The organism is Sunxiuqinia sp. A32 (assembly GCF_052690465.1).
Window position 1 is genome coordinate 82,709 of record NZ_JBQYLI010000011.1, and the last position, 20,184, is coordinate 102,892.

The following is a 20,184-nucleotide window of genomic DNA, read 5'->3' on the forward strand; positions in this document are numbered from 1 at the left end:
GAATATTTTATAATTGTTTAATCAAATAATTTAATTCGAACTAATTTATTTTAAAATTCAGAAAGTCCCTTTCTTCAAAAAACTCTTCCACTTCTTTGGTCACTTCAATGCGAGTACTTCTGGAAAACAGATTAATAACACTTTTTGTTTCGGTATCCCAAACATTAAAACGCAGAAGAACTTTTCCTTTATTTTTTTGGCTAATGTATTCAAAATCTTCAATTAATTCTGAAGTAATAGCCTGTAAAGGAATGTTCACTGTAATACTTTTAAAATGATTTGCTCTCACTTCATCGAGCATGTCGATATTCCTAATTCTAAATTCCAATTGTCCGGGGCGAAAACTTTCCTGAACAGCTCCTTTCACCAAAACAAATAGATTCTGTTTGCAATATTTAGAATATTCAACGTAATCTTTCCCGAAGAAAGGAAACGCGTATGAATCGGTATAATCGCTTAAGGTCATTTTGCAGTATGGCTTGCCAGTTTTGGTCATTCCTTCAAATGCTTCAGTTACCATTCCTGCAAACGTAAGCTCTCTACCCTTTAAAACTTCTATGTTGTTATTTAAATCTTTTAATGAGAATTCCTTACTGGTGAAATTTTTGATCTCCAGCTTGTAGTCATCCAATGGATGGGCGGATAAATAAATTCCGATAAGGGCTTTTTCCTTTTCAAGCAATACAATTTTAGGCCATTCTCCAAGGTCAGGTATTGTTGGCTGCTTTATTTCATCATTATATGAATTTACATCGGCAAACAAGTTAAGGCTAGTGTTGCTGTTCTGCGCTTTTATACTTTGCCCATATTTAATAAGTTGTTCGACAAAAACAGGTTCATTTTCAGTTTGGCTACTAAAAAATGATTTTCGTTTTATAGAGAAACTGTCAAATGCACCGGCCATAGCTAGTGCTTCAATATTCTTTTTGTTTACCGACTGAAGATTCACTCTTTCCACAAAATCAAAAACAGATTTGAATTCACCTTCTTTTCTGGCTTCAACAATATCTCTAACTGCTCCGGCTCCAACTCCTTTTACGGCAGCCAATCCAAATCGAACATCATCTTCTTTGTTAACCATGAATTTCAGGAAGCTCTCATTTACGTCCGGGCCCAGCACATTGATTCCCATTCGTTTTGATTCTTCCATTAATTTGGTGATATCCGTAATGTTATTCAGGTTGCGGCTCATGTTGGCAGCCATAAATTCTGCAGGGAAGTGTGCCTTCAGGTATCCGGTTTGGTAGGCAATGTGGGCATAGCAAACGGAGTGAGACTTATTAAAAGCATAACTGGCAAAGGCTTCCCAGTCTTTCCAAATTTTATTGATCAGCTCTTCCGGTTCTTTCTTAACTTGTTCACATCCTTCAATAAACTTGGGATTACCTTTACAACCTTCCACAAATTTCACCTTAAGGGTGTCCATCATTGCCTTTATTTTCTTACCCATCGCTTTACGGAGGGAGTCGGAATCACCCCGGGTGAAGTTTCCTAAATGGCGCGAAAGTAACATTACCTGTTCCTGGAAGACGGTAATTCCATAGGTGTCACTAAGGTATTTTTCCATCATTGGATGGTCGTATTCAACTTTTTTCCGTCCATGTTTCCTATCAATGTAATCAGGTATATATTCCATTGGACCGGGGCGATACAAGGCATTCATCGCAACCAAATCTTCAAAACGGTTGGGTTTTAGGTTTCGAAGATGTTTTTTCATTCCGGGAGATTCAAACTGGAAAATCGCAGTGGTATCACCGTGGCTAAACAATTCAAATGTTTTAGCGTCGTCTCCCGGGATTTTTTCAATGTCAACTATTATTCCTTTTGAAAGACGAATGTTTTCCAGAGTCTCTTTAATAATGGAAAGCGTCTTTAGTCCCAGGAAATCCATTTTTAACAAGCCAATCGCTTCAACGAATCTACCATCATATTGAGTGGTGTATAGCGATTCTTCTTTGGTGGGCATGATTGGAATATGGTCGGTAAGCGGGTCGCGACTGATCAAAATTCCACAAGCATGAACTCCAGTTTGTCGAACAGAACCTTCCAGGGTTTCTGCAAATTTTAACGTATCCGCTACCAATTGAATGCTGGAGTCTTTCTCTCTCTTTAGTTCTGGACTTTCTTTGTAAGCTTTTACAAAACTCATTTTTGGAGCATCCGGAACTAATTTTGCTAAACGATCAGCTTCCGGAAGAGGAAGCTTAAGAACTCTTGCTACATCCCGAATTGCCAGTTTGGTGGCCATAGTACCAAATGTACAGATGTGGGCAACTTTATCCTGTCCATATTTTTCAGTAACCCAGTCGAGTACTAACTGTCGGCCGTCATCATCAAAGTCGATATCGACATCGGGCATTGAAATACGGTCGGGATTCAGGAAACGTTCAAAAAGCAGGTCGTGTTTGATCGGGTCAATGTTTGTAATTCCAACACAGTACGAAACCGCAGCACCAGCTGCCGATCCCCGGCCTGGTCCGACCAAAACTCCCATGTCCCTGGCTGCATTAATAAAGTCTTGTGTAATTAAGAAGTATCCTGGAAAACCCATGGTTTTGATCGTGTCCAGCTCGAAGTCGAGTCGCTCTTGAACAGACTCCGGAATAGGATCTCCATACCTTTCCTTGGCACCTTCGTAAGTCAGATGTTGCAGATAATCTGCTTCCAGTTTAATACGGATAACTTTTTCATAGCCATCCAAACGCTCAAAAGCGCTATCTCCAAATTCTTTGCGAAGGTCTTCTTCGTTTATTTTTTCACGATACACCGCCTCTGTGCCAAATTCCTCAGGAATCGGGAATGGTGGCATGATAGGAGCAGAGTTTAATTCGTAGTTTTCAATCTTTGCAACGATCTCTGCGGTATTTTCAAGAGACTGCGGAACATCACCAAAAAGTTTGTTCATCTCCGCAGTCGTTTTGAACCACTCCTGCTTGGTATATCGCATACGGTTTGGGTCATCAAAGTCTTTTCCCGTATTTAAGCAAATTAGCAAGTCATGCGCGTCGGCATCTTCCGAGTTGATAAAATGGACGTCGTTGGTTGCAATTACTTTAACCTGATGTTTTTCAGCTAATTCTAAAATTGCTTTATTGACGATGACCTGATTTTTGTATACATCCTCATTGAGTTCCAAAATTTCAGATTGATGTCGTTGCAGTTCCAAATAATAATCATCGCCAAAAATTGATTTGTACCAGGAAATGGTTTCTTCAGCTTCCGGAATGTTTGACTGCATTATTTTCTGTGGAACTTCTCCACCAAGGCAAGCAGATGATACAATAAGCCCTTCGCTGTGTTTAGCCAGAATGTCTTTATCAATACGCGGTTTGTAGTAAAATCCTTCCGTATTGGCAATTGATATTAATTTGATCAGATTTCGGTAACCAGTCTTATTTTTAGCGAGCAATATCAGGTGATCTCCCGATCGGTCTATTTTGTCACTTTTGTCTTTGATAGAGCGACTAGCCACATACGTTTCGCAACCAAGTATTGGTTTGATTCCTTCTTTCTTACACGTGTCATAAAAATCTTTAACCCCAAACATCATTCCGTGGTCGGTAAGTGCCAAAGCTGTCATGCCATCATTCTTGGCTTTGTTCACCAATCCTTTTATGCTGGCTGCACCATCTAAAATGGAATACTGTGAGTGAACATGTAAATGCGTAAATGGAATCATTTTCAATAAGTTTTGTCAATCTTCGTCAAATCCTCATGCCGTAATTGCGGGCAGCATAAAATTAAGGTTTTCATTTTGCTGATGAAATGGATGTTGATAAAACATGAAAAAAGTAAAGAAGGTAAATTAAGCTTTCAATATTTCATCTAGAATAGAGAAAATATGATCGCTTTCAAATCCACGACTCTGTGCAAAACGAAAGAGTTTTGCTTTTTGGTCGTATTGATTTACGGCCTTTATTTTTCGGGTTTTTTCTTTAAGAAGTTTTTCTAAAGTATTGCGATATGCTGAATCATCAATTTCTTTGAGCGCTTTGTCAATTGCATTTGAAGAAATTCGATCTGCCTTTAAGTGGTAAGCAATTTTGATTTTGCCCCATTTATTAAAACGGAATTTATCTCGAACAAAACTACTGGCATATCTTTCGTCATTAATGTATTTTTCTTCGATCAGCTTTTCAACAATCGAAATAGATTCATCTTCTGTCAATCCCCAATCAATCAATTTCAATTTGATTTTATTGGATGACTTTTCCGATTTGCTGCACAAAAACGCTGCTTTCTGATAAGCTTCTTTCTGTTGCTGGTTGAAATTCATTTAGGATATTTTGAATCGTAGTTTGAAGATACAATACTAAGCATTATAGCACAAGAACCATATTAATTATATACTGCGATTGTGACATTAGGCGTTCATATCTCTCAATTTTTATAATTTTGTAACATTAATAACGATCGAAAGTATCATTTACATTACTCATTGATAAAATTAATACATGAATTTCTTTTCATATGTGATCTATAATCAGGAATATCACCGCTTTTATTATGGATTTACTGACAATTTGAAAAATGCGGAAATTGCTCATAATCAGGGCAAAGTTGATTTGACTAAAGATGTATCTCCATGGGTGATGGTTTATCATGAAGGATTTGACACCAAGGTTAAAGCCATTCGTCGGTGTAAATTCTACATGAGTCAAAATGGACAACGCTTTATAAAAAGGGAGCTTAACCTTTAGATTTCAACAATCAACGGTTAATAACGATTCTTCCAGAATTGAATACACGAATGTCTTTTTTGTATTTTTGTTGATTGAAATCAATTAAAGGAAACAACCATGAAAAAAATAATCATTGCCAGTATTTTAGCTGCTTTTTTGTTTTCAGGATGTAAAGTTTTTGAAAGCCTGAAAAAGAAAGATGAACCTACAGCGGTTGCTGTTGAGGAACCTCAAACAAAAGTGTTCTCCGTGCCAAATGCGAATCCAGGTGTTCGAAAAGAACCAACTTCAGATGTGATGTATGAACCTGCTGAAAAAGCTCCACCAGTTCGCATGCAAACTGAAAGTTTCACTTTTGATAAAGCAGAAGACAAAGTGAAGAATGAGAGTAGCAGTTATTTCGTAATTATTGGAAGTTTTAGCAGCAACGAAAATGCAAACCGATATAAATCAGAATTGGTACCTCAAGGATTTAATCCGATTGTTCTACACAGTGAAACAGGGTATTACAGGGTATGTGTAAATTCATTTACAAATGAAATGGAGGCCCGAAAAAGGGTATACCAAATCAGGACAGATTTTCCTAAGTATGCTGATACCTGGTTGTTGATTAAAAAGTAAGGGAACTTAAAGATTTTCTACAATCATAGATGGGACTTGGAGTAAGCGCTCTGCGACTTGCTCCAATTTTCCATTATCTTTTGCAAAGCAAACACGAATGTATCGTGATTTGCTTTTTTCATGGTAAAAAGCGGAGATTGGCAGTGCTGCAATTCCAAAATCACGAGCTAACCTTTCAACAAATGCAGTATCAGGCTCATCAATTAATTTAGAATAATCCAGTAGTTGAAAATAGCCACCTTGAGCAGGAATTAGTTTATACAGGCTATTGCTCATCAGTCGGTTAAAGTAATTTCTTTTTCCTTGATAAAGCTCAGAATTATCAGCAAATGAATAATCTATGGGTAGATATTCTGCCAATGCATATTGCATAGGTGTATTTACATTGTAAAGCTGAATTTGCTGCATTTTGCGAAACTCAGCCATTAAGTGTATTGGAGCCAAACAATAGGAAACTCCCCACCCATTAATATTGTATAAAGGCCCAAATGAGGAAACGATGAAACTTCTGTCGATCAACTTTTCATATCTGGCTATGCTTTGATGCACTTGGTTGTCGAAGACAATTGATTCAAATATTTCATCGGCTAAAAGAATGATATTCGTTCCATTTGTTAACCTCTGAAGTTGCTTCATGTCCTCATCTGAGAAAACTGATCCTGTCGGATTGTGTGGGGAGTTTAATAAAATCATCTTCGTTTTCGAAGTGATCATCTTCCTGAGTTCTTCCCAATCAATTCGAAAAGCAGGTTCTTTAAGTTTTACGTAGACCGGCTTCCCACCATTTAAAATAATTGAAGGGGCAAATGACTCAAAAGCAGGCTCAAAAATGATAACCTCGTCACCTTCTTTTACTACAGCACTGATCGCAGTATGAATTGCCTGTATCGTTCCAGCGGTAATTGTTATCTCAGATTCGGGACTATATTGGTGACCGTAATTCTCAAGTACGCGCTCCGAAATGGCTTTGCGTAGTTCAATAATTCCTTCAAGGGGTGCATAATTATTATAGCCATCTTGCAAGTATTTCGCAGCCAGAGCTGACAATTCTTTCGGGCAGCCAAAGTCAGTTTTTCCAATGGCAACGTCAATGGCACCAGTCTCCTCAATTAATTGGTGAATGGTTGTGAATATGCTTTGTTTTGTATTTGGTAATTTTGATTGTATCATTTTTCTATATTGACCATCATTCTTAACGGTTGATGGTTGTTATATATTTGCAAAAATACGGAAATAATTATCAATTAATTTTATTCCATCACCTCTTTCAATACTTCCAATGATTTTATTTCTTCTTTCATATCCAGATGAATATTGTAATACTCCAACAATTTGGATAGTAAAACAGTTCGCTGATTTCCAGTAAATGATAGCTTTTCAATTTCACTCATTTCAACTTTGAATAACTTCCTGAAATTGTTACTGGTTTCAACATTCATAAACTGTTGATGGGCAGGCGCAGTTCTTTTAAAAGAGGCAGATAGTAAATCGAAAAACAAGTTGTCAAAATTCTCTTTCAAATGAGGGAAAACACCGAGATACCTGGTCAGCTTTAGAAGAAAAACGATGTGGAAATTAGAGATGCCGTCACTTTTTAAATCCAACAAACAAGCAGCATGAAAGAGAAAGTCAAACAATTCTGCGTTTGGTTCTTCCTCTTTGAGAGATCGCATGAGTACTTCGGCTAAAAATATAGCTTGCGAACTTTTTCGGATGTCGTATGGAATATGTTCAAAAGGAATGGCTATTCGAGCTTCTTTCAGTCGTTGAAGTTCTCTTCCGGGTTTGTGATAGACCTCCATGTCAAGTAAAAAGAGAGGCTGAAAGAGATTCACTTTTGTATTGGATTTTTTCCCGCGAGCTCCATTTATGATATACGATTGCCGACCAAATTTTTCGGTATATATCCGTGCAATGATACTCGATTCGGAATAGTTAATATGATGTAAAAAAATGCCACGGGTTTTTTCGAGCATGGCAATAACTTTTAATGAATGAAAAGAATCTTTGTTACAAAGGTTTTTTCGCCCAGCCGATCATTCCCGAAAACCATATACACACCCGTACTGACCCGATGTCCAAAGGTATTTTTTCCATTCCAGGTTGCCTGCCCGCCAACTGAATTGGTTTCATAGACAAGGTTGCCACTAATATCGGTTATTTTCACCTCCGTATTTTCAATAAGGCCGGCAATTACAATATCTCCATAATAGTCTTCACGAACTGGATTTGGGTATGCATAAACATCGGCATATTCATTCGATCCTTCAGTTGCCTCACCCATGTAGGAAACTAATCCCTTTGGAGTACCTATAAATACTTCTCCATTTTTTGGGTTGATGGCAATGCTGGTAATTTCATTCGACAGGAGAGGGCTGTTACTTTCAGTAAAATGCTCCAACTCGTGCTCTCCATCTTCGGAGATTAAAAACAACCCTGAGTTTTTAGTGCCAAACCATTTGCGGTTTCCGCCATCAACAGCGATGGATGTTACTGTTTCGGTCTCCAAAAGTGGATGATAGATTCCGTCATTTAGGTCAAGACCGGGTTGTGCAGCGTAAAAATTTTCATGCTCCCATATTTCTTCAGGATTGTAAAAAACAGCAACTCCTTTAGTAGTTCCTAACCAAAGGGCTCCATCTTTATCAAGTGCTATGGAGTAAATGTCATTCAACGGGGTGAAATTCTCTCTCTCTCCATTGTAAAAGTATGCAATCAGAGGAAGTCTTTTCCCCCCGGAACCATCTGCTTTTCGCACGTAGAGGTTATTTCCTCTTGGCAGAACAATCCATTGGTCGTCATTTTCCGTAACTGCAATTTGTCCAATGGTATAACTGCTGGAAATGCCGGTTAATGAAAATGCTTCCCAGCTGCCATCTGTTTTAAGGACAGAAAGGGGTTTGCCAACACCTGAATTTGTCACCCATAAGTTGCCTTGTGAATCAAAATCCATCCCTCCAACTCGAACATATGGCTCGTCTGGTTGATCGGGAAGTGCGGTTTGCAAACTGCTGTTTTGGAGGGCATATCTTTCTACGAATTCATCACCTTGGAATTCAATTAACCCACCACCCCAAGAGCCTGCATAAATGTGAGCCGGGTCATTCGGATGAGAAATTACACAAACCATGTCCGGAAATCCAGAGATTTCAGCGTGTGTCGTTGGATTAAAAGTAGTCCAGTCGTCATTACTGAATCGTTGTATCTGTGCCGGATTCCATAAGTTTCCCCAAGCAGCATTCCGGCCTCCTGTTGATACCCAGAGATTATCCTCGACTGTGTAAAGAGAAAAAACCATATTATCTACCGGGCCCTTTGGCATGATTTGCTCATAATTATTTCCCTGTTTTTTGATCATTCCCAATTGCGAATCTGCAATCCAAACAATTCCATCAGCATCTATTGCTGCACTTTTCGCGTGTATGGTTGAAATAGGATTATCCAGTAAAGAATAAGAAGCAATTTTTTCAAGTCGTTCACCATTTTGATTATAGAGATCAACTTGTCCGGTTCTTGCTAAAACGAGGGTCGACCCAACGGCTTGCATATCATCAATGTAAGTTACAACCGGGAGGTAGGAGATCCAATTTGCTCCATCCTGCCGATACAGTTCTTCTGTCCCAAAGTCATCACCAGAATATGCAGCAACAATGTCACCATTGAAAAGCTCCAGCATGCTGTAGGCTTCATTCGCATGAGGAATGTTTTCCACGTGTTCCCAGTTGCTAAAGTCTTGCAAGTTTGGTGAATCTATTGGTGCTTTGTAAATACCCTCTTCCGTGGCTGCAAATAAATTTTGCCCATCAGAAGTCATATCATAAACGACAATCGATGATCCGTTATTCCCAATATAATACGTGTCTTTAACTTCTTTCTTTTCAAGATTGATCGCAACAATTCCAAAACCGCAGGAAAGGTATGCTGTCTGATCAACAAACAGGATGTTATAAATCTTTTTATCCCCCGGAATCTGCTTGCGTTTAATCGCAGAAATATTGAAAATTTCCTTGTCATAGATCAAGTCAATATTACTGTTTTCGTAAGCTACCAAAACAACATTGGATTCTTCGCCATAAGCGATGGTTTGGATGCCAACATCGGAAAGTCCATTTGCACCTGTTAATTTTAGTATACTATTATCACTTTTCTCATAAGTAAATAAGCCACCGGAAGTTGCACAATATATGTGGTCGTTAGCAATTGCAATCTTTTTACCGTTGGAATAGGATTGGTAATCATTCCATTCACCAATGCCGGCCTGAGCAAATGATAGTGTTACAAATGCAGTTAAAACTGCTAACAGTAGAGTTCTTTTCATAATTAGCTGCTTGTGCGAGTTAAAAATTGCACCAGTTTTTGTACGGCTCTTCCACGATGACTAATTTCATTCTTTTGCTCAGCATCCATTTCTGCAAAACTTTCTTTAAAGCCATTAGGTTGAAAAATAGGGTCGTATCCAAATCCTTCCATGCCTTTTCGTACTTCTAAAATTGCTCCATCCACAATGCCTTCAAACTGGGTTTCTTCGCCATCAATAACCAGCGAAATCACAGTTCTAAAACGTGCGTTCCGGTTTTTTATTTCACTTAATTTTCGAAGCACTTTTTGCATGTTTGCATCTGCACTTTTTTCCTCCCCTGCATAACGGGCAGAATAGACACCAGGCTCGCCATTGAGTGCTTCAATTTCCAAACCTGTATCATCGGCAAAGCAGTTGTATCCGTATTTATTATAAATGAAAAAAGACTTTTCTGAGGCGTTTCCTTCCAATGTCTCCTGGTTTTCGGGAATTTCTTCCTCGCAACCAATATCTTTTAAACTTAATAAGCAGATTGAATCGCCTAAAATCTGTTGCAGTTCCCTTAATTTATGTTGATTGTTTGTTGCAAAAACAAGTTCCATCTTCTATCAATCTAATTTGTGTTGTTTAATTTTGAAGAAGTCAAATTTACAAAATCCTGCCAATGACACACGATGAAATTATTAATAAGATGATTGAGGACTTAGAATCCACTGCAACTCATGAAAGAAAGGCTTTGGGAGTGATAAATTTCCCAACATCAATGGAAATGCTCGGTGTTCGTGCAGCGGATTTGAAGGCAGTTGCAAAGAATTGGCGAGGCATTTTATATGATTTTTCATTGAAAGATTGGATAGATCTGTGTGTGAAATTGGTTAATAAAGGCATTTTCGAGTGCCAGCAATTAGCATATGAATTGGTATGGAAGAATAAGCCGTTATTGAAAAGCTTATCCAAACAACAAGTTCTTGATCTTGCTGGGAAGCTTGATAATTGGGCATCAGTAGATAGTTATTGCACCATGATTGCTGGTTGGCACTGGAGAGAAGGTACGCTGCAGGATGCTCAGATTCTAAAATGGTTGGAAAGTGAGAACCGTTGGTGGAGAAGGGTAGCAGTTGTTTGTACGATTCCGTTAAATCTTCGGGCAAAAGGAGGAACTGGTGATGTTGAGCGGACATTGATGGTCTGTGAAAAAGTAATAGATGATCGTGACGATATGGTGATCAAAGCATTGTCGTGGGCCTTACGGGAACTTTCAAAATCTGATAAGCAAGCTGTGATTGATTTTATGGATAAATATTGGGATCAGCTTCATGGAAGAGTTCGGCGTGAGGTCACTACCAAATTGGAAACAGGAAGAAAGAATGGATAGACCAGCGTTTTAAATGGTTATTGTTCGAACTTTTATGGTATTGACTCGTTCTTTATTGGAGTGAAATTTGACAATAAATAGTACAGTAATCCAATATCAGTCGAATGAAAAGTCTTCCAAGAAACGTGTGGTTATTAACCATTTCTCAAGCATTACTTTTATCAGTTAGTTCAATGGTTGTGTTTGTCGGTGGATTGGTAGGCACCAAGTTGGCACCTCTCGAAAATCTGGCAACATTACCGATTGCATGTACAGTCATCGGAACGGCATTAACCATACCACCAGTTACGCTCTTAATGAAATTAATAGGTCGGAAAAAGGCGTTCTTCACCATTGTAACGTTCTCCATTTTTGTAGCATTATTAGCAAGCTATGCGATTACAATCGGTCATTTTTACCTTTTTTGTTTGAGCACATTTCTTTTTGGTACGCTTTATTCATGCGTGATGCAATTTCGGTTTGCAGCAATGGAAAGTGTAAGCGGAGATTTGATTGCAAAGGCTGCATCAATGGTTTTAGTTGGAGGTATTGTAGCAGCTTTTATTGGTCCCGAAATAGCAGTATTTGGTAAAGATCTTTTGAGTGTGGAATACGCTGGTTCATTTTTATTGTTAGCAGTTCTGTTTTTGTTAGGCATGCTTGTTTTGTCTGGATTTAGAAATCCTGAAATCAACGAGGAAAAAGCAGATGGTGATCAACGTCCTCTGAAGGAAATATTGAAACAACCGTTGTTCTGGGTGGCATTATTGGGCGCGACGGTTGGCTATGCAGTGATGAGTTTTATAATGACTGCCACTCCGGTAAGTATGCACGTCATGGATGGTCATTCACTTGGCCATACCAAATGGGTGATTCAGAGTCATATTATTGCAATGTATTTGCCATCATTAATAGCGGCCTGGATTATTGGTAAACTGGGAATTTCCAGGATGATGATAACAGGATTGCTTGCCTACCTTATTTGTATTGGAATTGCGTTTGCCGGTAAGCATTTTGGGAACTATTGGTTTTCACTCGTATTGCTTGGCGTGGGCTGGAACTTCCTTTTTATTGGAGCCACCACGATACTGCCTCGGGTTTATCGGGCAAGTGAACGATTTAAGGTTCAGGCTGTAAATGATTTTGTGATCTTTGGAGTTCAGGCAATTGCTTCCCTGTCAGCAGGTTGGTTTATTTTTGCTGTTGGTTGGCAGACGTTATTATTAATCAACCTACCTTTTATATTCGTCCTATTTTTTGTAATACTGAAGTGGGCTCCCAAAAAGAAAGCGTTTGTTGCCTGATGTTATTTCACTATTTCATCTGTACGAATTAAACCATCTTCCAGGCGAACAATTCGTTTTCCATAGTTGGCAAATTTCTCGTTATGTGTAACCTGAATAATAGTCATCCCTTCTTCATTGAGTGTTTTTAATACGTCCATGATCATTTCTCCTTGAGATGAATGCAGGTTTCCGGTAGGCTCGTCAGCCAGAAGTAGTTTGGGCTTTCCAACAATTGCTCTTGCAATACCTACTAGTTGTTGTTGCCCGCCAGATAGTTGAGCTGGGAAAAGATCCTTCTTCGCAACCATATTAAAACGATCCAAAAGATCTGCTACCATTGCTTTTCGATCCTTGTTTTTTACTCCTTTATAAATTAGTGGGGTCTCAATGTTTTCATAAACAGTCATTTCCTCAATCAGGTGATAGGCCTGAAAAATAAATCCCATGAAATTTCTGTGATATTCCACTTTCTTTTTTTCTTTCAAATCAAGAACGGGTTCGTCATACAAATGGTAGTTTCCTGCGGAAGGAGTATCCAACAACCCAATGATGTTTAATAAGGTTGATTTGCCGGAACCACTTGGCCCCATTACGCTTAAAAATTCTCCATCATTTACAGTGATGTTAATGCCTTTTAAAACAAAAGTCCGTTGAAACTTTGAATCGTAGTACTTGTCGATGTCCGTTAGCCTGATCATAATTGATATTTTAATTTTCGATTTTAAATCAGAAAATATACCAATTTTATAATTCTCATGATAACAGCAAGTTAATTTTTTAAGCCATCATGTTGTGTAAAATATTTAGACAGTGCATTGTGTAATTATTTGTCAGTAGTTGGTTGTTTATCTTAATATTCAGGGAGAAATTTGGTATTAATGATCGATTATTACAAAATCTAAGTCAGAACATGCGAATATATTAGCTGAGACTTCTTATTTTTAGAAATGCAGAGTGAAAAATAAAATTTGAGTGATATGAAAACAAAAATTTCGAGTTTACTAGTGGTTCTTTTTTTCTTTTTTGGAGTTGTTACAGCGCAAAACATTGAGGGAACGTATGCGATAAAAAATGTGGAAACGGGTAAATTGCTTCGAATAAAAGATGCAAACGGTAAAGACTTAACACCCTTAGTTCTATACTCCCCCGTTAATTGGAAATGTATGACCTGGGACTTTCAGAATATTTCAGGTGAAACCTATCATCTTAAAAACCTTTTTACTGGTAAAACATTCACAACGGCTGGGCAGCCAGCCAAGGAAGGTGTTGAGTTAAAACAGCTGCCCATCAGCGCTAACGATGAAATGCAGAAATGGGAATTCATTGATCAAGGCGATAAAACTTACCTGATTCGTTTGGCTGGAACCGAGCTCTATGTAATGCCGTCTGACCCCAAAGGAGCAACTAACTCCCCCGTTATCCTGAAGAAAAAGTCAGGCTCGAAGCTTCAACTTTGGACAATATATGAGCAACACCCGACGATGTGACCATATAAAGAAAGGCGCCTATAAGCGCCTTTTACTTTTCTATTTGGTTTCCTTCAATGAATATGAGTTACCAGTCATTTATATTATGCTTCAACTTTAAATACAATTTACGCGGCGAATATCCAACTGACTCCAAAGGCTTAACTGCCACGCGTGTCTAAATTATCGAAAAACTACCAAATATTTAGCCAGATCTGCTGAATGCTAAATGAACCTGATTTATACAAAATGTTTTGTCGTGTTTTGCTTATGAAATATTAATTCATAAAATTTGAACACCATGAAACAACAAAACCTTTTAATCTTTTTTGTCCTCGGATTCTTATTCCTTTCCACCAAACTTTCAGCCGTCCCCCCGGAAGGACGATTTGGACTAGAAGTGGGCGACTGGTTCGAAATGAAGTTTGATCTTCCCTTGAGCTTTAGATCTGGTTGCACTTCTCCACTTGATTTTTTTAAAGATTCAGGTGGCGCAACGTTTACAGTATTTTTGCGTTATCAATTGCAGAATCAGCGTTCAAATGGGAACCAGCTTTTCAACGTATCAATTAAAAGAGTTCAAAGTAAACTGCTTGGTTCTGAGGGATGGATGGGCTATGATTCCTATTATCCCCCTTATCAGGATGATAATAATGCAGCGAAAGAGTTCATACAATTTGAAATGGAAGTAACACCTGATGGGATTGTAAGCCGTTTTGATTCAATCTCAGGTTGCTTTCCTTCGTTTAATCATTCTAAGATTAGTCCAGATAATAATCATAGAGTAAGATCATCATACTCCCTAAATCTTCCAACAAAATCGATTGAGTTATTTTCAAACTTTGTGGCTTTTTTACCACCAAAATCGGGGTTTAAAACTTTACTGGAGAATAAAATTGAAACCAATAACTATAGTGAAACAGAATTTTATGGCGTATATGAGATAAGATCAAATGATTCGATCTCAGTAGAAATCAAATGTTTAAAAAAGGAGAGGATTCTTGTTGCTGATCAAATGTGTCATTTGGAGAATGCTTCATTTCGCATTCCTGCAAATACATTAATTAAAGGGGAACTGACAGACCAGGCCAATCAGGAGATAACAATCAGTCTGGATGGAGATGATAAAGAATTCTACTTTAAAAAAGCAACCTTTAAAACGGATGAAGATGGATCGTTTATTTGTCCTATCTTTTTGAATCGCTCATTTTATTTGAACATAGAAATAGGAAATAAGAAGCTAAGTGCTTTTGTTGAGCCAAAAGATACATTGGAGATTCTTGCGATTTCTCAGAAAGTTGAAAGAGTTTCATACAGAGGTGCTTTTCACGATTGTCCAACAAGCCCTGGTTATTTGTTAGGTTCAGCAAATTTTAAAGGGAATGCAGCTTTCAATGCAGAATTATCTGTTGAAATGGATGAATGGATGACGAATTATCTTATAGTGCCGAAAGATTTACAAGCCTATCAGGAATACCGAAACGTAATGGTTCAAAAGGTAAATGAACTTATTAATCACTATCGCAGGAAAGCATCGGAGACATGCATTGATTACTTTAAAACAAAGTGGGATTACTATTTGGCATACAGTAAATTAGCGCTTCCTGAAAAGATTGAGACAAAGTTTATCGCAGATAAGTCTGGTTCCTTTCAAAAGTTTGTAAAAGTAAACATTGACTATCCTGATGATTTTTTCTTGGAATGTGATACCCTTGCAACTTTAATGGTTAACGATCCCTGGTGTAAACATTACAAGGCTTATCTCGAAGAAGCTTATAAATTTAGAAAAAACAGGTTGGGGATGGCTGTCGGCGGTTTAGATAACGACTTTTACGCAAACTACTATTTCTCAAGAGCTTCCTTAAAAGGATTTCCGCTATATTCCGCTCTTGCTAAGGCTATTGATCTGGAATTAAGATCAGGTTTCGCATCTGCCTCAGAAGTTGAACCTTTCTACCAGGACTTTATGAATAACTGCAAAGATCCATTGCTTACCGAACCTCTAGCCAAAGTGCATGAAACAGTAGCAAAACTCGCCACGGGTGAAACTTTCCCGGTACAATCATTCCTTCAGCAAGACAGTACAATATTTGATCTTTCTACTCATAAGGGAAAGCCTGTTTGTTTGGTTATCTTAGATGCACCAAGGGGAAACATCAATAACTTTAAGAAGAATATTGAGAAATTTGAACCCGATCAAATTGATTTTGTCTTCGTTGTAATGCCTCGTAATTGGATAACCCAAGACCCTGTGGATAGTACAATACTTGCCCTACCCAATGTAAAAGTGATTGACGTAACTGAGAAAGATTTGAAAAGGCAGGTTTTATTATCAAGTGGGTCAAAGATATTCTTGCTTGATAAATGGTTGCGGATTGTTGATGATGAAGCTAAAGATCCCAATAATTATTTTGGGTCAAAGAGCCTTGAGAATGCAATTAGAAAGGCCATTCTGGCAAAACGATATTCCAAAGAAGAAAAGGCTGCGATGTATAAAAACGCAGGGTGGAGCTTAGGCTCCATCCTTTTTACATTTTTAGCTGGTTTGTGGGTGTATCGAATTCGAATCCGGAGACTTAAGCGGAAGGAGGCTGCAAAACGACGAATTAAAGAATTGGAAATAAAAGCCATTCGTTCGCAGATGAATCCTCATTTTATATTTAATGCGCTAAATTCCATTCAATCGTTGGTAAATAGCAACCAATTTAAGGAAACAAATATTTACCTGTCAAAATTCTCGGTGCTTTTGCGTAGTGTGCTCAGTAATTCGGAACGAAATATGGTAACTTTATCCGACGAGTTGGAAGCAGTTAGGCTATACTGCGAATTGGAACAATTGCGCTTCGAGTTTGAGCTGACGATTAAAGTTTCTCCTCAAATTAATAGCGACTTGATTGAAATACCGGGAATGATTATTCAACCTTTAGTGGAAAATGCGGTCGTGCACGGTTTGTCGCCCATCCGTGAGAATGGGAGGTTAATGATAGACGTAACTCAGTGTGATGACAGTATTTGTGTTTATGTAATTGACAATGGTGTAGGTCTTTCAAAACAGAAAGAAGATAAGTTAAGCCAGAAAGGATTTGGGTTGAAACTGGTTGAAGAACGTCTGGCTATTTTAAGCCATAGAAATAAACAGGCAAAACTTACGATTGTGAATAATGGCGGGGGTAGTGGAACAAAAGCTACTCTTATTATTCCAATTGATTAAAATTCTTAAAGTAAATGAGCATGAGCATTAAAAGCATAATTGTCGATGATGAACCGAAAAGCCGGAGTAACCTTCGCGATCTGCTAAGTGAATATTGCAAACAAGTCCAAATTGTTGGTGAAGCAGCATCAGCTATTGAGGCATTGAAACTGGTGAAACAAGTAAACCCGGACATCGTCTTTCTCGATATTGAGATGCCGGGTGGTTCTGGGTTTGATCTCTTAAAATCTTTAAATGACCAGCAATTTGAAGTTGTTTTTGTTACCGCATTCGACAAATATGGCATTCAGGCCGTTAAGTTTTGTGCCATAGATTACCTGCTAAAGCCTATCGATATTTTTGAACTTTCTAAAGCTGTCGAAAAAGCTTCTATTCAAATTAATCGAAAAAAGGAAAACCAGCGACTTGCTGAGTTGGTTGCTAATATCGATCGTCCTGACGAAGAGAAGCGACTCGCTTTGCCGTTGGCGGATAAGATAGAATTTGTGGTGATAAATCACATTGTTCGTATCGAAGCAGATGGCAATTATACACGCATTTTTATTGAAGGCAGCAAAGAATACCTGGTTTGCAAAACACTCAAAGAATATCATGAGATTCTGGAACCTTATGGTTTTATACGTACCCACCAGTCTCACCTTATCAATTGTCGTAAAATATCTGCCTACGTTAAAACCGATGGTGGCTATATTTTATTGGATGGCGGAGGCAATGTTCCAATTTCACGTCAGAAGAAAGAAGAGGTGCTGAAGAAAATAATCAACACCTCCAGAAATAGTATCTAGTGGAACCAACCACCATTTTTATTTAGTGATTTTCAATTCTAACTATTATTCATACCTCAGTGCTTCCACCGGATTTCTAGTTGCTGCTTTCCAACTTTGCCAGCTAACAGTTAATAGGGCAATTCCTAAGGCGAGTATTCCTGATAAGGCAAAGATCCACCAACTGAGGGCAGTTTTATAGGCAAATCCGCCAAGCCATTTATTCATGGCATACCATGCAACAGGCACTGCAATTACAAAAGCCATCGCTACCCACTTTATAAAATCTTTATTTAAAATCAACAAGACTTCGCCCACTTTAGCTCCATTCACTTTTCGCACACCAATTTCTCTGGTTCGCTGGGCCGTTGCATAAGCCGATAAACCCAGTAATCCCAAGCAGGCAATGAAAATGGCAAGCACGGAAAACAGCATAAAAAGTGAGCCTATTTTCTTATCAGCCCGGTATTGTTCGTTGAAATGTTCATCAAGGAAAAAATACTTGAGTGGGTTGCCTGGGAACTTTTGCCCCCAAAGGTTCTCCAATTTTGAGATCACAAGGTCAGCCTGTGAAGCATTCACTTTTATGGAATACCAGGAATTGTTGGGGCGATTGCAGAAAATCATCGGATATGGTTTCTGACGAAGTGATTGCTGGTTGTAATCATTAACTACGCCAATGATATCAGCTTCTCCCGGACTTCCGGTTAATCTTTTGCCAATAGCTTCTTTTGCGCTACTGAAACCAAGATATGGCAATGCTGACTCGTTGAGAATGACTTCGCGAATATCTTGTGTATAATTTTTGTCAAAATTGCGGCCCGCTATTAATTTTAGTCCGTAGGTATCCATAAAATGCTGATCAATTCCGATCATATCTATTTTCTTCTCCGTATTCAATCCATCAACCAACTTCCCATACACTGGCTGGATCGTAATTTCTTCTCCGGGCACACTGGTTGAGACAGTCATTTGTTTGACATGAGCCAGTTGCACCATTTCGCTTCTGAAAGCATCAAGGCTGTTTGTGTAAGTTTCATTGTTCACTGCTTTAGGGCCTTCAACCACCAGCATCTGGTCAATATCAATTCCAATATTCTGCTTTTGCAGAAAGGATAGCTGTTTCCCAATAACAATGGTTCCAACGATGAGTATTACCGAGATTGCAAACTGAAAAACTACGAGACCATTTCTAAGCCTGGATACCTTCTGGGAACGAGAACTTCCTTTCCCCCTTAAAATAAGACTAGGCGATAATCGTGAAAGATAGGTGGCCGGAATAATGCCGGTGCTAAAACTGCTAATAAGAAATATAACGATTAGAATAATTGGCAATGTTCCCCAAGGAATTGAAACCGGACTGCCGGTAAAATCGCTAAAAATGGGCAGGAGGATGATGACCAATCCTAAACTGAGTATTATGGCAGTTGCATTTACAATTACTGATTCTGAAAGAAATTGTGCAAGCAAATGTTTTCGGATAGCTCCCATCACTTTTCGCACGCCTACTTCTGAAGCCCTTTCGGCAGATCGGGCTGTGGCCATGTTGATGTAGTTGATAAAAGCAATCACGAGTACCAGCAAGGCAATTATAGACATGAATTGTACGTGGCTTCGATTTCCGTTAACTCCCAACTCATTTTTGAGGTTCGAATTTAGGTGAATGTCCAGTAGTGGGCGCAACTTAAACTCAGCCAGGAAAAAAGCCCGTTTCATAAAGTCCCCGAGATTCTCTTCCACCAAATCCGGAATTTTTCTTTCAGTTGCTTTAAAATCAGTTCCAGGGGCAAGCCGGACGTAGGTTTGAAATGAAGGGCCAAACCAGCCGTTGTCAAAAAAGGAATTCCGGTTAATTAGATTTTCATAGGAAAGTAAGATATCAAATTTGATGTGTGAATTTTCGGGAACGTTCTTGGCAACAGCAGAAATGGAATATTTATCATTCCCGTTGAGTGTGATAACTTTCCCAATTGGATCTTCATTGTTGAAATACTTTTTTGCTGCGCGTTCTGAAATTACGGCTTTGTTAACGGCAAGTAGATCATCATTGAGGTTACCAGCTGCCAACTGAAAATTGAACAGTGAGAAAAATGATGATTCAGCAAAAAATAGTTGCTTTTCCTTGAAAAACAGGTTGTTGTATTTTATTACTCCCTCTGTTCTGCTAAAACGTGTGTACTGTTCCACTTCCGGGTAAGTTTCCTGCAAAAGCGGCCCAATTACCGGCACAGCTGCCGCAGAATAAAGTTCCAGAACTTCCTCTTCATAAAGTTTGTAATCTACCCGGTAAATGTTCTGTGCATTTTCGTGAAACTGGTCGAATGAAGTTTCGGTTTTAACCCAAAGAACAATTAAAACGAATGCTGTGATTCCGGTAGTTAAACCGAGCAGGTTAAGCAGAAAATAGGTTTTTTTTGACCGAATTCCCCGAAGTATTTGTCTCAAATAGTTTACAATCATATTATAGTTATTTAGTTTAGGTTCAAGTTTAGATTTATCG

The 20,184-nt window shown here is 38.5% G+C and carries 15 protein-coding genes; 7 read left to right on the forward strand and 8 right to left on the reverse strand.

Annotated features, from left to right (window positions below; translation table 11 throughout):
• Positions 1-40 precede the first annotated feature (40 nt).
• A complete protein-coding gene (gene dnaE, locus ACUNWD_RS12635; RefSeq protein ID WP_445588181.1) occupies positions 41-3,679 on the reverse strand; it encodes a DNA polymerase III subunit alpha in 3,639 nt (1,212 codons plus the stop codon).
• Between the two features lie 126 nt (positions 3,680-3,805).
• Positions 3,806-4,276: a regulatory protein RecX gene (locus tag ACUNWD_RS12640; protein ID WP_445588182.1), complete on the reverse strand. Its 471-nt coding sequence runs from the start codon at positions 4,274-4,276 to the stop codon at positions 3,806-3,808.
• A gap of 178 nt (positions 4,277-4,454) precedes the next feature.
• Between ACUNWD_RS12640 and ACUNWD_RS12645 the strand changes: the two genes are divergently transcribed.
• Together ACUNWD_RS12645 and ACUNWD_RS12650 are read left to right on the forward strand one after the other, a co-directional pair.
• Entirely contained in the window at positions 4,455-4,700 is a 246-nt protein-coding gene (locus ACUNWD_RS12645) for a GIY-YIG nuclease family protein (protein WP_445588183.1), read from the forward strand.
• Positions 4,701-4,799: 99 nt separating this feature from the next.
• Positions 4,800-5,303: an SPOR domain-containing protein gene (locus tag ACUNWD_RS12650; protein ID WP_445588184.1), complete on the forward strand. Its 504-nt coding sequence runs from the start codon at positions 4,800-4,802 to the stop codon at positions 5,301-5,303.
• A gap of 6 nt (positions 5,304-5,309) precedes the next feature.
• Here the strand turns inward: ACUNWD_RS12650 and ACUNWD_RS12655 are convergent, their stop codons facing one another.
• From ACUNWD_RS12655 to ACUNWD_RS12670, 4 genes are all read right to left on the reverse strand, one after another.
• Entirely contained in the window at positions 5,310-6,473 is a 1,164-nt protein-coding gene (locus ACUNWD_RS12655) for a methionine aminotransferase (RefSeq protein WP_445588185.1), read from the reverse strand.
• An 80-nt stretch (positions 6,474-6,553) separates the two neighbouring features.
• Entirely contained in the window at positions 6,554-7,279 is a 726-nt protein-coding gene (recO, locus tag ACUNWD_RS12660; protein WP_445588186.1) for a DNA repair protein RecO, read from the reverse strand.
• Between the two features lie 11 nt (positions 7,280-7,290).
• Entirely contained in the window at positions 7,291-9,621 is a 2,331-nt protein-coding gene (porZ, locus tag ACUNWD_RS12665) for a type IX secretion system anionic LPS delivery protein PorZ (protein WP_445588187.1), read from the reverse strand.
• Between the two features lie 2 nt (positions 9,622-9,623).
• Positions 9,624-10,205 (reverse strand): non-canonical purine NTP diphosphatase, encoded by a 582-nt coding sequence (locus ACUNWD_RS12670; RefSeq protein WP_445588188.1) that lies wholly within the window; start codon positions 10,203-10,205, stop codon positions 9,624-9,626.
• A gap of 62 nt (positions 10,206-10,267) precedes the next feature.
• Between ACUNWD_RS12670 and ACUNWD_RS12675 the strand changes: the two genes are divergently transcribed.
• Both ACUNWD_RS12675 and ACUNWD_RS12680 read left to right on the forward strand, forming a co-directional pair.
• Complete coding sequence (locus tag ACUNWD_RS12675) at positions 10,268-10,978, forward strand: DNA alkylation repair protein (RefSeq protein WP_445588189.1); 711 nt, start codon at positions 10,268-10,270, stop codon at positions 10,976-10,978.
• Positions 10,979-11,082: 104 nt separating this feature from the next.
• Complete coding sequence (locus ACUNWD_RS12680) at positions 11,083-12,261, forward strand: MFS transporter (protein ID WP_445588190.1); 1,179 nt, start codon at positions 11,083-11,085, stop codon at positions 12,259-12,261.
• 2 nt (positions 12,262-12,263) lie between these two features.
• Here ACUNWD_RS12680 and ACUNWD_RS12685 read toward each other — a convergent pair whose 3' ends face one another.
• Positions 12,264-12,941, reverse strand: a complete 678-nt coding sequence (locus ACUNWD_RS12685) for an ABC transporter ATP-binding protein (protein ID WP_445588191.1) — start codon at positions 12,939-12,941, stop codon at positions 12,264-12,266.
• A gap of 279 nt (positions 12,942-13,220) precedes the next feature.
• On the opposite strand from ACUNWD_RS12685, the gene ACUNWD_RS12690 reads away from it, so the two are divergent.
• From ACUNWD_RS12690 to ACUNWD_RS12700, 3 genes are all read left to right on the forward strand, one after another.
• Complete coding sequence (locus tag ACUNWD_RS12690; protein WP_445588192.1) at positions 13,221-13,730, forward strand: RICIN domain-containing protein; 510 nt, start codon at positions 13,221-13,223, stop codon at positions 13,728-13,730.
• A 280-nt stretch (positions 13,731-14,010) separates the two neighbouring features.
• Positions 14,011-16,920, forward strand: coding sequence for a sensor histidine kinase (locus ACUNWD_RS12695; RefSeq protein WP_445588193.1), 2,910 nt, complete (start codon positions 14,011-14,013; stop codon positions 16,918-16,920).
• Between the two features lie 20 nt (positions 16,921-16,940).
• A complete protein-coding gene (locus ACUNWD_RS12700; RefSeq protein ID WP_445588194.1) occupies positions 16,941-17,705 on the forward strand; it encodes a LytR/AlgR family response regulator transcription factor in 765 nt (254 codons plus the stop codon).
• A gap of 45 nt (positions 17,706-17,750) precedes the next feature.
• On the opposite strand, the gene ACUNWD_RS12705 is transcribed toward ACUNWD_RS12700, so the two are convergent.
• Entirely contained in the window at positions 17,751-20,144 is a 2,394-nt protein-coding gene (locus ACUNWD_RS12705) for an ABC transporter permease (RefSeq protein WP_445588195.1), read from the reverse strand.
• Positions 20,145-20,184 lie beyond the last annotated feature (40 nt).

Coding starts and splice junctions, on each gene's coding strand:
- dnaE (WP_445588181.1), bottom strand. CDS start 3,679: ATGATTCCATTTACGCATTTACATGTTCACTCACAGTATTCCATTTTA.
- ACUNWD_RS12640 (WP_445588182.1), bottom strand. CDS start 4,276: ATGAATTTCAACCAGCAACAGAAAGAAGCTTATCAGAAAGCAGCGTTT.
- porZ (WP_445588187.1), bottom strand. CDS start 9,621: ATGAAAAGAACTCTACTGTTAGCAGTTTTAACTGCATTTGTAACACTA.
- ACUNWD_RS12650 (WP_445588184.1), top strand. CDS start 4,800: ATGAAAAAAATAATCATTGCCAGTATTTTAGCTGCTTTTTTGTTTTCA.
- ACUNWD_RS12685 (WP_445588191.1), bottom strand. CDS start 12,941: ATGATCAGGCTAACGGACATCGACAAGTACTACGATTCAAAGTTTCAA.
- ACUNWD_RS12680 (WP_445588190.1), top strand. CDS start 11,083: ATGAAAAGTCTTCCAAGAAACGTGTGGTTATTAACCATTTCTCAAGCA.
- ACUNWD_RS12670 (WP_445588188.1), bottom strand. CDS start 10,205: ATGGAACTTGTTTTTGCAACAAACAATCAACATAAATTAAGGGAACTG.
- ACUNWD_RS12655 (WP_445588185.1), bottom strand. CDS start 6,473: ATGATACAATCAAAATTACCAAATACAAAACAAAGCATATTCACAACC.
- ACUNWD_RS12695 (WP_445588193.1), top strand. CDS start 14,011: ATGAAACAACAAAACCTTTTAATCTTTTTTGTCCTCGGATTCTTATTC.
- ACUNWD_RS12645 (WP_445588183.1), top strand. CDS start 4,455: ATGAATTTCTTTTCATATGTGATCTATAATCAGGAATATCACCGCTTT.
- ACUNWD_RS12700 (WP_445588194.1), top strand. CDS start 16,941: ATGAGCATTAAAAGCATAATTGTCGATGATGAACCGAAAAGCCGGAGT.
- ACUNWD_RS12690 (WP_445588192.1), top strand. CDS start 13,221: ATGAAAACAAAAATTTCGAGTTTACTAGTGGTTCTTTTTTTCTTTTTT.
- ACUNWD_RS12705 (WP_445588195.1), bottom strand. CDS start 20,144: ATGATTGTAAACTATTTGAGACAAATACTTCGGGGAATTCGGTCAAAA.
- ACUNWD_RS12675 (WP_445588189.1), top strand. CDS start 10,268: ATGACACACGATGAAATTATTAATAAGATGATTGAGGACTTAGAATCC.
- recO (WP_445588186.1), bottom strand. CDS start 7,279: ATGCTCGAAAAAACCCGTGGCATTTTTTTACATCATATTAACTATTCC.